Raw genomic sequence first — 13,436 nt, forward strand, 5'->3', positions numbered from 1 at the left:
AGTTGGGTGCCCAACTATTTTTTTATTTCCTGCTCGAGACGTCCCACCTTGCGGTCGAGCGAGATGAGGTAGACCAGTAAACCGGTGATGATGATGACCACCACGGCTACTACCACGTAAATTTTGCCGCTGGCCCGCAGGCCGTCGGCCATTTCAGGGGCAGCTTCGGGAGCCTGAGCAAAGGCGAGGGAAGCCGCGAAGAGCAGCGGCAGCAATAGTAGGAAACGGCCCGGTAGGTGCGGGAAGAACTTAGTTTTCATCGTGTTTCAGTTTCAAAAGAACAAAGCGGCTGCTGACCTGCGTGACCCAGAAGGCAAACAGAATCCAGCCAATCACGGCGGGGTAAAACACCTGCCGCATGGTGTTGTCGAGGTCGTACTGATTGAAGCCGGGGTTGCCGGTCTGGCCCGGGTGCAGCGACGGCCCGCTCAGGCGCGGCAGCACGAACAGTAGCGGAATAACCGCCGCAAACGCGAAAATATTATAGATGGCTGACACCCGGGCCCGCTGCTGTTCATCGCGGAACGAGCCGCGCAGCACCAGGTAAGCCCCGTAGATGAGCATGGCCACGGCCGCCCCGTTCAGGCGCGGGTCGGGCGTCCACCACGCGCCCCAGGTGAATTTGGCCCACACGCTGCCCGTGGCCAGGCCCAGCAGGCCGAGTACGATGCCGGTTTTGGCCGACTCGTGGGCCAGCACGTCGAGCCGGGCTGAGGGCTCGCGCAGGTACCGAATGGAGTACCACACTGACACCAGCAGCACCATAATCATCGAAAACCACATCGGCACGTGAAAAAACAGGTTGCGGATGCTCTCGTTCACGATGGGCAGCGGCGGCACCGGAATCAGCAGGCCCACCGCCGAAGCACCCAGGAGCAGCAGCACGGTCAGGCCTTTCCAGATTTGGCCGGGGCTGCGCTGCTCAATAAGCCGCTGGCCGCCCCACACGCCCGCCACCGTGAGGGCCAGACCCGATACACTCCCAATAATTGCTGCCGTACTCATAATAAATTTAATAAATTCAGTAAAAAGCAAATTAGCCGCGCCACAAAAAAGGAAACAACAGGTAGGAGGTGGCTCCCACAATCATGTTCAGGGCCAGCAGCGTGAGAATGGACTGCTGGCTCAGGCCACGGTCCAGGCCATCCAGCGCATTCTTGCTCACCTTGATGAGCAGCAGCAGCATGGGTACCATCAGCGGGAAGCTGAGAATGGCCATGAGGGTAGCGCCGTTGCCGCCGGCCTTGGCCGCAATGCCCGAGACCAGCGTGAGCGTGGTGGCGAAGCCCACGGCCCCCAGCAGCAGGTTGGCCACAAACAGCGGCAGGTCCTGAATGGGGTTGCCGAGAAAAACGGTGTAGAGAAACAGGCCCAGCAGCGCCACCACCATCAATAGCAGGGTGTTATACAGCATCTTGGCCAAAATCACGGCCTGGGGCCGCACCAGCGTGTAGTAGTAGAGGCGTTGGCCGGGGCTTTCCTGCATAAACCCCTTCGCTACGGCATTCAGGGCCGCGAACAGCAGAATAATCCACAGCAGGGCATTCCAGGCCGGGGGCGGGGGCGTGCCACCGCGCAGGCTAAAGCTCAGAAAGCACACGAATACCGTGCTGCCCACGTACAGCAACAGTCCGCCCAGCGCCGCGCGCTGCCGCCATTCCAGGCGGAAGTCTTTGGCTAGCAGGGTGGAGATTTCGCGGAGCAACACAGACAGAGGGTAGGTTTTCGGGCCGCAAAGATACGACCAATCCTACCCGGGGCGAATGCCCGTAAGCTATTAACTGTTAGCTTTTAGCTTAGTTTTAAAAGTCGTAGCCCAGAGTGAAATAAAATTTCGGACCGCGCGTCACATAGTCCTCCTGGCCCCAGGCCACGTCTACTTTGCCATAGAAGCCCAGCAGCGTGGTGCGGGCCCCCACGCCGTAGCCGATGAGGAAAGGGTTACGGAAGTTTATCACCGTAGCCGAGAAGTAGTTGGTGCCGCCTCCCTTTATCTCGGTGTTGGCCGAGTTGTTGGTGCTGAATGGGTTGGTGCCCGAATACGCGGTGCCGGCATCGGCAAAGGCAGAGAGCTGCAGGTTGCGAAAGAAGCCGGAGTAAATGGGGCGACGAGCGAAATACTGCACAATGGGAATGCGCAATTCGCTGTTGAACAGCACATAACGCGGGCCGTTGCGAGCGCCATAGTCGAAGCCGCGCAGGTTCGTTACGAATTCCTGATTCAGTATTTGGTCGGCGGAGAGGTAGCCCGGTAAGAAGCGGGAGCCCGAATAGTTGGCATTCAGCCAATTGTCCATGCCACCAAGGCGGAATACCTGGTTGCGTGGCCCAAAAAACTGCCCGTAGCTAGCTCGGTTAGCCCATATAATGGAACGGCTGATTTTCTGATAGTGCCGCAGGTCAATAACGAACTTACCGAAGCTGCCTTGCTTGTCACCGAGGTTGGTCGAGTTCGTGATGCTAGCCTTCATGCGAGTGCCCGTGACCATATTAACGCCGGTAGCCACGCTGTTGTCGAATACCAGCTCGCCATTGTAGCCGAGGTAGTTGTAGCTACTGTCGGTCTCGGTGGCCACATTGCCCAGCAGTGTACGCGAAATGGTGACGAAGCGCGGGCCGCCCCGCACGCTCAGGTTGTGCGTGAGGGGATAGGCGATGGTGGGGGCTATCTCATGGCGACCATAGCGGTTGAGATTGGTGCCGATATCAAAAAAGTAGGCCTGTTTCTGGTAGGCAATGCTCCAGTCGTAGCGGCGCGTAAGGTTGGTATAAGAAACGCGGATATTGCTGGTACGCAGGTCGAACAAACCAAAAAGGCTGGCATCGATGCGCTGGTTTTCGAGCACGTCGGTCAGGGCGGCCCTGAATTGCAGGCCCAGGCCCAGCAGCGGGTCCATATACAGTGCCGACGACACATTGTCGGCCATAAACCGAGTATCGTACCGAAATGGGCCGGTCAGGGCCGGGCCGTCAATTTTGGCCTGCGCCGCTTGGGAGGCCGCCGTGGGAGTGAGGCGGCGGCGCTTGGACGGCGCCGTGGCTTGCACCGGCTCATCTTCCTCAAACTGGTAGTCGCCGGTGTTCACGGTTTCACTGGCCTTGCGGCGCTCACGGCGCGAAGTAGTCGTCGCGGAGTCGGTCGGGGAAACCGTTGCTTCAGGTACGGGCACCGGCGCGGGCTTGGGAGCCGCCGCCCGCGGCGCTGCCGACCGGTCTTCGAGCACCTGTTGGCGCGTGGTTTTGGCGAGGCCCAGCGTGGTGGGCAGCGGGAAAGTGGGATACACGTACAGCAGGTCGCGGGACTGCGAAGGGGCCACAAACACCAAAGCGGACGTCAGGCTGCTGTAGTCAAAATCCTGGGTGTTGGGCAGCCAATTGGTGAGCAGGGTGCGCTGCTTATCTTTTATCGAATACCGGTACAAGGCCCGCACGCCGCTTTCCTCGCCCAGGTACAGGATTTCATCGTCGCTGATGGCACGAGGCCGCGTTTCGTTCGAAATCGTGCTCACCAGGGTTTCCACCGGCACGGCCCGCCCATCGAGGTGGTAAGTAAACAGGTCGTAGTTATTCACCACGTTTTGAAACGTAGCCGGCCGGGCCTGCCCCGCCGAATCAAGGTAGCGGTTTGAACTGAACACCAGGCCCTGCCCGCCGGGCAGGAACACCGGTTGCACGTCGTCGAATAAGTCGTTGGTAAGCTGCTCGGGCTGGCGAGTGCCGGCGCGCAGCAGGTAGATGTCATTCTGGCCGTTGCGCACAGCGCTAAATGCCAGTGACTTACCATCAGATGAGTAGCTCATGCTCAGCACCTGGTCGTAGGCCGCGAACAGCGACGCGGGCCGGCTGAATTTGATGGCTTCACGCACGCGCCGTAGCAAGCCGCGGCCATCGGCATCGCGTAAGTGCAGGGCCATTTCGCCGCGGCTCATTTCGGCCACTGCCACTTGGGTGTTGCCACGCCAGGCCAGCACGGGCAGGCGGGTTTCAATCTGTTGGTCGGGGGTTTTGTGGCCGCCACGGCTCAGGATGCGGCGGCGCGAGCCGTCGCGGCTCACCACCATCACGCGGTAGCGCCCGCCCTCGTTCTGGGCGTAGGCCACCAACTGGCCATTGGGACTGATGATGGGCTGCGAGAACACATCGGAATGACGGTTGCGTCCACCTTGCCGAAACTTTTTGTCCGGCTCGACCAGCGAGGCCACCGGCTGGCCATTCTGCTCGCGGTAATACGTCAGCCACTCCTTCAAAAATACCTTGAAGGGTACGTTCAGCGACGAGCTGATGCCCACTTCCACGTCGCGGGTGATGCGCGTCAGGTTGAGAATGTTCTGAATGGTGGTGTAGCCGTAGCGCTCGGCCACAAAGTTCCAGATGCTTTGGCCGGCCAAGGTGGAGTTGCGCAGGAAGAGCGGAGCCGTGCGATTACCGGTGGGATACTGCTTGCTCATGTCGCGCATAAAGCCGTCCATGTCCACGCTCCAGCCCTCGGCCGCGTAGGCTGAAGCCCCGCCAATAAACCAGTCGGGCAGCTGCAGCAGGTAGCTGCTTTGCAGCACTTCTTTCAGCGAGCCGCCGTACATCATATCGTTCAGCAGCACCTCGGTAATCTGGGTGCTCAGCTCGCGCTTAAACTCGGTTTCCTGGCCGCTGAAGGCAATTTGTACCTTGCTCATGCGCGCCAGTGGGGTCTCACTACCGTTTATCTGCTGCTGGGTGGCTGTGAGGCCGATATTGCTTTGGCGCAGGTCGCCTACCGAGTTGTAAAACAGCAGCGTGGTTTTGGAATACGGGTAGTAGCCAATGAGCGCCGTGATGCGCTGCAGCTCCTTCTCGGCGTATTCGGCGGCCCGGCGGGCGCTGGCCTCGCCGCCGGTGTAGTACATCACGTTAAAGTTCTGGGTGCTCAGCTGCTGCCAGTTGAAATCCTTGTACTGAATGCGCACCCGACCAAAGGGTTCCTGAGCCGTTTGGGCCTGCGCCGGGCAACTCAGCAGTACCGGCAATAGCAGCGCCAGGGCCCCCAGCGTGCGCTTCGCGAATAGTGGAATGGTCATGGCAGAAAGAACGCGCAAAAACGGAAATTCGTCCGTTGCAGAAGTGAAAATAATTGCTGGCTTTTGAACCAGCAGCTGCCGCTCACAGCTCAATGATACTCAAGTTACACCGGCCGCAGCGCCGCGTAGCGCTGCAAGCTGGTGTCGGGCCAAATCTCGGCCTGGCCCGCTAGCCAGTCGGCCAATAATACGGCCAGCCGGGGCGCCATCATCACGCCCTTGGAGCCGTAGCCGCCGCAAAAGCTTAATGCCGGCACCGTGGGGTGCGGCCCGAGCAGCGGCTTGCGGTCGCGCACGGCGGGCCGCACGCCGGCCCGCTGCTTCAGCACGGCAAACGGCTGGTCGGTGATAACAGCCAGCCGGGCGGTCAGTTCTTCGCGCCCGGCATCCGTGGGGCCGTTGGCAAAGGGCGGCCACTTATACGTAGCGCCCACCCGAAACTGCCCCGCGCCCATTGGCACCACGTAGGCTCCCCGATTGAGAACCTGGCTGGCACTCAGGCCCTGGCATTCAACGTCCAACACCTCGCCCTGGTTGGGGGTGAGGGGCAGCCAGTTGAAATACGGGTTGTGGACGGCCGCCGCGCCTTCGCAGCAGATGACGTGCCGGGCCCGCACCTGCGCCGCATAAGTCGCGCCGTCGGCATTGGTAACGAGGCGGGTCCAGTCAAAAGTTTCGCGCCGCAGCCAACCGTCGCGGGCGCCTTCGGCCTCCATCGCGGCCAGCAGCTCGCGTACCGCTACGTGCCCGCCGTGCCGTAGCCACGCGCCCCCAAACGGGCCGTGCACGCCCGGTAGCTGCGGGTCGGCGGTGGCGAGGTCGGCCAGGAAATCACCCCAAGGGTGGTCGGCGCTGCGGGCCAGAACGGCATTCTGCTCTTCCAGCGAAGCAAATAGCTTTAGGATAAGCGTTTCGGTGAAAAAAGACTGCTGGTAGCGCTGCTCCAGCCCCCGGTAGAACGTGGCCGCGAAGGGTAGCAGTTCGGCCGCCCGCCACGTGAGGGCGAAGCGCTTGCCGGCCACGGGGTTCATCAGGCCCGCCGCCACATTGGAGGCTGAGTTGGCCTGGCCGGGGTCATACACCAGCACACGGTGGCCGCGCTCGCGCAGCACGTAGGCCAGCGTAGCGCCCGCGATGCCGTGGCCCACCACGATAAAATCACAATCCGTCATGGGCGGCAAGGTAAGAATGAAGGAGGCTTGAGTTGTGAGCGTCATGTCGAGCATGTGGCGCATCAAGCCAGAAACCGAGACATCTTGCTCAGGAAACCAAATAGTGCGGTACGCCCCGACGCGCGCCAGCACGTTGGGGCGTAGCATCAGTTAACCGGTAGCGCGCGCAAAGTTCTCGCTCCCTCGTGTTGCCCAAAATTAAACCCCTGGAATTCAACATTCTTTTTGTGCCGTACCTTTCCGCACTGCTCAGACTCCCTGTTTTGCCATGACCGTCGCCGGATTTACTTTCAACGCTTTCTCCGAAAACACCTACCTGCTCATTGACGAGGCCACCCGGCACTGCGCCATCGTGGACCCCGGCTGCTATGCGCCCGCCGAGCAGCAGGCCCTGCGGGAATACATCGAAACCAATGGTTTGCAGGTAACGCTGCTGCTCAATACCCATGCTCATATAGACCATGTGCTGGGCAACCAGTTTGTGCTCAGCACCTGGCTCGGTACGCCGTTTCTGCTGCACCGGCTCGACCTGGCCACCTTGCGCGCCGTGCCCACCTACGCGGCCAACTATGGCTTTCCGCAGTACCAGCCCGCCGAGCCTACCGGCGAGCTGGAGGCCGGCCAGCCCGTGCACATTGGTGAAACCGAGCTGGAGGTGCGTTTCGCACCGGGCCACGCGCCGGGCCACGTAGTGTTCTACCACGCCCCAACGGCCACGGTAATTGGCGGCGACGTGCTGTTTCAGCGCAGTATCGGCCGGACCGACCTGCCCGGCGGCGACCACGCTACCCTGCTGCACAGCATCGAAACGGAATTGATGACCCTACCCGACGACACCATCGTATATCCCGGCCACGGTCCCGCCACCACGATAGGGGAGGAGCGCCGCGGCAACCCGTTTCTCAATTAACAGCAGGGGCGCAGAGAATTGTTTTTAGACAATGAACGCACTTTTTTCGCGTTCAAAATGTACCTCGTTCCCTTACCGATTTTTCATTGAAACGCCACCTGCCCAACGCTGTCACCTGCCTTAACCTACTATGCGGCTGCCTGGCGCTGACCAATATTTTTGCCGGCCGGCTGGAGATGGGGGCATGGTTTGTGGCCGCCGCCGCCGCCGCCGACTTTGCCGATGGCCTGCTGGCCCGGGCCCTGCGGGTGTCCTCCGCCATTGGTAAGGATTTGGATTCGCTGGCCGATATGGTGTCGTTTGGCGTGGTGCCGGGCGCCATTTTCTTTCAACTGCTGACGCGCGGTACGGGCTCCGGCAGCCTGCCCGAGTGGGTTCCCTACATCGGGTTCCTGGTTAGTATTTTCTCGGCCTTACGCCTGGCCAAGTTCAACAACGACACCCGGCAGACCACCTCCTTTATTGGCCTGCCCACGCCAGCCTGCACGCTGGTAGTGGCCGCGCTGCCGCTTATTCTGGCCTACGACCAGTTTGGGCTGGCCCCAATCATTCTGCACCCGGCATTGCTGCTGGGGCTCACGGTGCTGCTCTCGGGCCTGCTGGTGGCCGAGCTGCCCCTTTTCGCTCTGAAGTTTAAGAACCTGCGGTGGGCCGATAATCGCCGCCGGTTTATGTTTTTGCTGCTCACGGCAGGATTGTTGCTGGTGCTGCGGGCCGCGGCGGTGCCACTCGTGGTGCTACTTTACGTGCTGTTGTCGGTACCCAAAACGGCGGCTCGCTGATTTATCCGGCCCCGAGGTTACAGTAAATGGCATCTAGCCCACAATAATTAGAGTACTTGATTGTTAAGAAGCCACTACCGGGTGAACCTGCTGCCCGGCAGTCCTGTTGCGGGGCCACTACACGGCCAACCGTGGAGCAGGAATTCGGGGTATCAAAAACATAGTATATATGCGTCCTTTTTTTCTCTTCATTGTATTTGCGGGGTTGATAGTGGGCGGGAATTCTCCGGTACACGCGCAGTCGGGGGGGACGGCCACGGCCCACGGCGTAATAAAATGGGGAGGCTACGCGCAGGTGCCCACCTTGGGCGAGCGCAAGCAAAAAGTGCCCACTTTCAGCGAAGCGCATCAGGCCCTCGATGACCAGGTGGGGTGGTTTAGCCTGCGGTTAGACGGAGCCGTGAGCGAAGGTCAGCTTCTGAATACGGTGTACGAGCCGTTTTCGGCCGCCGACGCCAAGCTCTTCAACCCGAGCAAGCTGCCGGCCAGCCCCGAGCCCGAGCTCACCTCCGGCACGGAGATGAAACGGACGGTGACGCACCTAAGCCTGCGCCCCGTGCGCCGCAACCCCCAAACCGGCCAGCCCGAGCGCCTGGTTTCCTTCGACTACAACTACACCGCGGGCAGTACCGCCGCCCGCACCACGGCGACTACCCGCACGCACGCCCCCAACTCGGTGCTGCGAGCCGGCGACTGGTACAAAGTAGGCGTGGCTGAAAGCGGTATCTATAAACTCGATAAAACGGCCTTGGGCAAAATGGGCGTGAATACGGGCAGTGTCGACCCGCGCAACATCCACGTTTACGGCAATGCCATGGGCGTGCTGCCCCAGCCCAACGCGGCCCCCCGCCCCGACGACCTGGCAGAAAACAACGTGCTGTTTGTGGGCAATACCGATAACGTGTTCAACGACGGCGAGTACTTCCTGTTTTACTCGCCCGGGGCCCATACCTGGGAAGCCAATGCGGGCGCGTTCCGGCACCGCAATAATATTTACACCGACACGACCTTCTACTTCGTAACGGCCAACGGTACCCCCGGTTTGCGCGTGCCTACCGCCGCCGCCCCGGCTCCTACGGCTACCACGCCTACCATCACCACTTTCACTTATCGCGACTTTTACGAGCACGACTTAGCAAACCTCCTGCACTCCGGCCGCTATTGGGTAGGCGAAGGCTTTGTAAATAGCACGCAGAAGGAGTTCACGTTTGGTGTTGCTGACCTGGTGCCCAATACCCAGGTCCGGATAGCGGCCTCATTAGTAGCCAACTCGGCTACAGCCAGCTCTTTTCAGCTCACGCTAAACAACACTCCCTTCGGTAATCCGGCGCTGGATGCCCGGCCCAATTACGAATTTGGGGCCATTGCTACCGTGAGCCTCACCAACCACCAGGGTTTCCTGGCTACTCCCGGTAACGAGCTTAAAGTGGGCCTGACTTACAACAGCAGCGACCCCAATGCCAGCGGCTACCTCGACTATCTGGAAATCAATGCTCAGCGCCAGCTAAGACTGAGCGGCGCGCAGCTGGAGTTTCGCTCCCTGTCCAATATTCTGCCCGGGGCTCGGAACCGCTATGAGGTGGCCAACGCCGCTGGCGCGATGGTGTGGGACGTGACCAACCCCCGGCGGCCCCTGGCTCGGCCACTCAACGCGGGCAGCTTCGTGGCGCCTTCCGATACGTTGCGCGAGTACGTGGCCTTCCAGCCCGGCGGGGCTTTTGCCACGCCCCGCTTATTTGGCCGGGTTGAAAACCAGAACCTGCACGCCCTCAACACCGGTGCGCCCCTCGATTTGGTTATCGTGACGTACCCCATCTTCAAAGCGCAGGCTTTGCGCCTGGCCAACCACCGCACCACCCGCGATAACCTGCGCGTGGCCGTGGTCACCACCTCGGAGATTTACAACGAGTTTAGCTCGGGTGGGCAGGACGTGACGGCCATCCGCGACTTTATGAAGCAGCTGTACGACCGGGCCCCGGCTCGCAAAACCATGCAGTTGCTGCTGTTTGGCGATGCGTCGTACGATTATAAATCGGACCCTTACAACAGTAAAAATCCCCAGGACCGGCCCACGTGGTGGAAAGACCGGGTGCCGTTCAAGAACGACCCGGACTTTGATGCCTTCAACCAGAACTACGTGCCCACTTACGAGTCGCGCGAGTCGCTGGCTCCATTTTACGGTGGGGCATTTGGCCAGGCCAGCTACTCATCGGACGACTATTATGGCTTGTTGGATGACGATGAAGGCGAATGGGACGAGCTGCGGCCCGGCACCGAGCTGCTCGACGTGGGCATTGGCCGGCTGCCCGTGCGCCAGCCCAAAGGCCAGCTAAACAACACCGAACAGGCCAGTAAAATAGTCGATAAGCTCATTAGCTACGACTCGCCTGCCGCTTACGGCAAGTGGCGCAACCGCATTACGCTGGTGTCGGACGATGGTAACGGTGACCTGTTCGTCGGCTACGGTTCGGAGACGATTGCAGCTCCGATGCAGGCCAACACGCCGGTCTATAACATTCACAAAGTTTACCTCGACTTGTACTCGCAGGTGGCCGTATCGGCGGGACAGCGCTCGCCCGAAGCCAGCCGCGCCATCGACCAGTCGGTAGAGCAAGGCTCGCTGATTGTAAATTACTTGGGTCACGGCGGCGTGAAGGGCTGGACCGACGAGCAGATTCTGACCAACGCCTCGGTAATGGCGCTGCGCAACGCCAACAACCTTACGTTTTTTACCACCGGCACCTGCGATTTTAGCACCTACGACAACCCCGACTTCACTTCGGCCGGCGAGCAGTCGCTGACCGATAATTACACCAGCGGCGCGGTGGGCCTCTTCACTACCACCCGCGTGGTAGATGCCGCCCTAAACGCTGGCCTGAACCAAGCGTATTTCAACCGGGTGCTGCAGCCCGTCAACGGCCAGATGCCCAGCATCGGCACGGTGGTGCGGCTGAGCAAAAACGACTTCCCCGGCCCCGGCCGGCCGGGCATCATCAACAACCGCAACTACACCCTGCTGGCCGACCCCAGCATGACCCTGGCCTACCCCCGCCAGACGGTAGTTCTCGACAGCATTAACCGGCGCAATAAAAATGGAGTTTGGGTGCCCGCCGATACGCTGCAGGCGCTGGCGCGCATTCGCCTGCACGGCCGCCTGATGAACGGCACCAGCGCCAATACCGGCTTCACCGGCCGGGCTCAGGTCACGATTTATGACAAGCCCACCACCGTGATGACCCTCGGCGACGAAGCTGGCGGCGACCCCACCTCGGCCGACAAGCCGCGTCCGGTGGAAGTGCAGGAAAATGTGGTGTATGGCGGGCAGGCCGATGTGAAGAATGGCCAGTTCAGCCTCTCGTTTGTGGTACCCAAGGATATCAACTATAACCACGGCCTGGGAAAAATCAGCCTCTACGCCTTTGATGGTACCAACCGCGTCGATGCCAATGGCTATCAGCTGAAGCTGATTGGCGGTGCCGCCCGTGATGTTCCCAAAGACACCATTCCGCCGCTCATTAGCCTGTTCATGGACAATGAGTCGTTCGCATTTGGTGGCCTGACCGCGCAGAACACCACGCTGCTGGCCAAGCTCAGCGACGACAGCGGCATCAATACCACCGGCGCGGGTATTGGGCACGACATTACGGCTGTGCTCGACAATGACCCGAATAAATTACTGGTGCTCAATGATAGCTACGTGTCCAACGTAGGCGACTTCCGGGCCGGCCGCGTCAACAACCTGTTCAAGGACCTGACCACCGGGCCGCACTCGCTGCACCTGAAGGCTTGGGATACGTACAATAATTCGGCGGAGCGGGAGATTGAATTCATGGTGGCCCGCGACGAAAAGCTGGCTCTCGACCATGTGTTGAACTACCCCAATCCGTTTGCGGGCTTTACTACGTTCTTCTTCGGCCACAACCAAGCAGGCAATGTTCCCGGCACGTTGGATGTGCAGGTGCAGATTTTTACGGTGGCCGGCCGCCTGGTGCGCACTCTCACTGCCGTAGTGCCCAGTACCGAAGCCCACCAGAAAAGTATTACTTGGAACGGCCGCGACGAATACGACGACCAGCTGGCGCGCGGCGTATACGTGTACCGCGTCAGCGTGCGTTCGCAGGCCAATAATTCCACGGCATCGAAATACGAAAAACTCGTCATCCTCAATTAATCCGCGTTTATTTGCGCCCGGGCCGCGTATGGCTCTCTTTTTCTTCTCTATGCAGTCTTCCTTTTCCCGTTCGCGCCTGGCGTTGCTCGCCGGTTCGCTGGCCGTAGCCGCTACGGCTCAGGCCCAGAACACCCAGAATCAGGGGGTTATTACCACGGCGGTGCCCATCCTCACGCTGAGCCCCGATGCCCGCTCGTCGGCCTTGGGCGAGGCGGGTGTGGCCACTTCGCCCGATGCCAACTCCGGGTATTTCAATCCCGGCAAGCTGGGCTTTGTGCAGTACAAGTATGCCGCTTCGGCATCGTACTCGCCCTGGCTGCGCAACATTACCGACGACATGAGCTTGTCGTACCTCTCGGGCTACGGCAAAATCGGCCAGCGCTCGGCCTTGGGGGCTTCGCTCATGTACTTCGACTTGGGTACTATTGACTACCGCAACGGCAACAACATTGCCCAGGGTACATTCAGCCCCAGGGAATACGCTTTTTCGGTTTCCTACGGCCAGCAGCTCACTGATAACTTCGGCGTGGGCATCTCGGCCCGCTACATCCGCTCCAACTTGGTGGGCACGGTGAACGGCAACGACGCCCGTCCCGGCAACGCCGCGGCCGTGGACCTGGGCGCATATTACTCCAAAGATGCCACCATCGGCACCGGCCTGTACAACCTGGCCTTTGGAGCCTCGATTCTGAACATCGGTAACAAGATTACCTACAACGATGTGGAGAACCCCAGCTTCCTGCCCACCACGTTGAAGCTCGGCACGGCCATCACCCGCGAGATTGACCAGTACAACAAAATTACGCTGGTTTTTGATGCCAGTAAGCTGCTGGTACCTTCGCCGTACTACGAGGCCGGTGTATTGACGAATGACCCGCGCATAGTGGCCAAAAACCGGGAAATCGCTAACAAATCAATTGTAAGCGCCATTTTGGGTTCCTTCGGTGATGCGCCCGGTGGCTTCAAAGAGGAGTTGAAAGAAATCAACCTCTCGACGGGCCTGGAGTACAACTACAACGACCTGTTGTACGCTCGGGGCGGCTATTTCTACGAGAACAGAGACAAGGGCGACCGCCAGTACCTGAGCCTGGGTCTGGGCCTGCGCTACCAGGTGTTTGGCGTGGATGGCACTTACCTGGTACCCACCGGCAGCAACTCGCAAAACAACCCTTTGGCCCAAACCATCCGGGTATCATTGCACTTTAACCTCAACAAGCTGGCCGATGCCTTCGACGAGAACGGCGCCGGCGGCACCAGCGGCGAAACCCCACCAAACTAAGTTTGTTGGTCGATAGAGCCTGACGAAAGGAAAAAGAACGTCATGCTGAGCGAAGCCGAAGCATCTCT

The 13,436-nt window shown here is 60.1% G+C and carries 9 protein-coding genes; 4 read left to right on the forward strand and 5 right to left on the reverse strand.

The window, feature by feature from the left end:
* Positions 1-14 precede the first annotated feature (14 nt).
* The 5 genes from IEW17_RS10700 to IEW17_RS10720 all read right to left on the reverse strand — a co-directional run bounded on the left by IEW17_RS10700 (position 15) and on the right by IEW17_RS10720 (position 6,373).
* Entirely contained in the window at positions 15-260 is a 246-nt protein-coding gene (locus tag IEW17_RS10700; protein WP_188562033.1) for a CcmD family protein, read from the reverse strand.
* Positions 250-1,005, reverse strand: coding sequence for a cytochrome c biogenesis protein (locus IEW17_RS10705; protein ID WP_188562034.1), 756 nt, complete (start codon positions 1,003-1,005; stop codon positions 250-252). Before IEW17_RS10705 ends, IEW17_RS10700 begins: the two co-directional genes overlap by 11 nt.
* A 31-nt stretch (positions 1,006-1,036) precedes the next feature.
* Positions 1,037-1,714 carry a heme exporter protein CcmB gene (locus IEW17_RS10710; RefSeq protein WP_188562084.1) on the reverse strand — a complete coding sequence of 226 codons (678 nt, stop codon included), beginning with the start codon at positions 1,712-1,714 and terminating at the stop codon, positions 1,037-1,039.
* A gap of 88 nt (positions 1,715-1,802) precedes the next feature.
* Entirely contained in the window at positions 1,803-5,054 is a 3,252-nt protein-coding gene (locus IEW17_RS10715; RefSeq protein ID WP_188562035.1) for a PD40 domain-containing protein, read from the reverse strand.
* Positions 5,055-5,158: 104 nt separating this feature from the next.
* Positions 5,159-6,373 carry an NAD(P)/FAD-dependent oxidoreductase gene (locus tag IEW17_RS10720; RefSeq protein ID WP_188562036.1) on the reverse strand — a complete coding sequence of 405 codons (1,215 nt, stop codon included), beginning with the start codon at positions 6,371-6,373 and terminating at the stop codon, positions 5,159-5,161.
* Positions 6,374-6,494: 121 nt separating this feature from the next.
* Between IEW17_RS10720 and IEW17_RS10725 the strand changes: the two genes are divergently transcribed.
* The 4 genes from IEW17_RS10725 to porV all read left to right on the forward strand — a co-directional run bounded on the left by IEW17_RS10725 (position 6,495) and on the right by porV (position 13,368).
* The gene (locus IEW17_RS10725) at positions 6,495-7,136 is read left to right on the forward strand and encodes an MBL fold metallo-hydrolase (RefSeq protein ID WP_188562037.1); all 642 of its coding nucleotides are present in this window, start codon (positions 6,495-6,497) and stop codon (positions 7,134-7,136) included.
* An 86-nt stretch (positions 7,137-7,222) separates the two neighbouring features.
* Positions 7,223-7,918, forward strand: a complete 696-nt coding sequence (locus tag IEW17_RS10730; protein ID WP_188562038.1) for a CDP-alcohol phosphatidyltransferase family protein — start codon at positions 7,223-7,225, stop codon at positions 7,916-7,918.
* Positions 7,919-8,087: 169 nt separating this feature from the next.
* A complete protein-coding gene (porU, locus tag IEW17_RS10735; RefSeq protein WP_188562039.1) occupies positions 8,088-12,089 on the forward strand; it encodes a type IX secretion system sortase PorU in 4,002 nt (1,333 codons plus the stop codon).
* Positions 12,090-12,138: 49 nt separating this feature from the next.
* Positions 12,139-13,368, forward strand: a complete 1,230-nt coding sequence (porV, locus tag IEW17_RS10740; protein ID WP_188562040.1) for a type IX secretion system outer membrane channel protein PorV — start codon at positions 12,139-12,141, stop codon at positions 13,366-13,368.
* The last annotated feature ends 68 nt before the right edge of the window (positions 13,369-13,436 follow it).

The organism is Hymenobacter frigidus (assembly GCF_014640435.1).
In the GTDB taxonomy this organism is placed as follows: domain Bacteria; phylum Bacteroidota; class Bacteroidia; order Cytophagales; family Hymenobacteraceae; genus Hymenobacter; species Hymenobacter frigidus.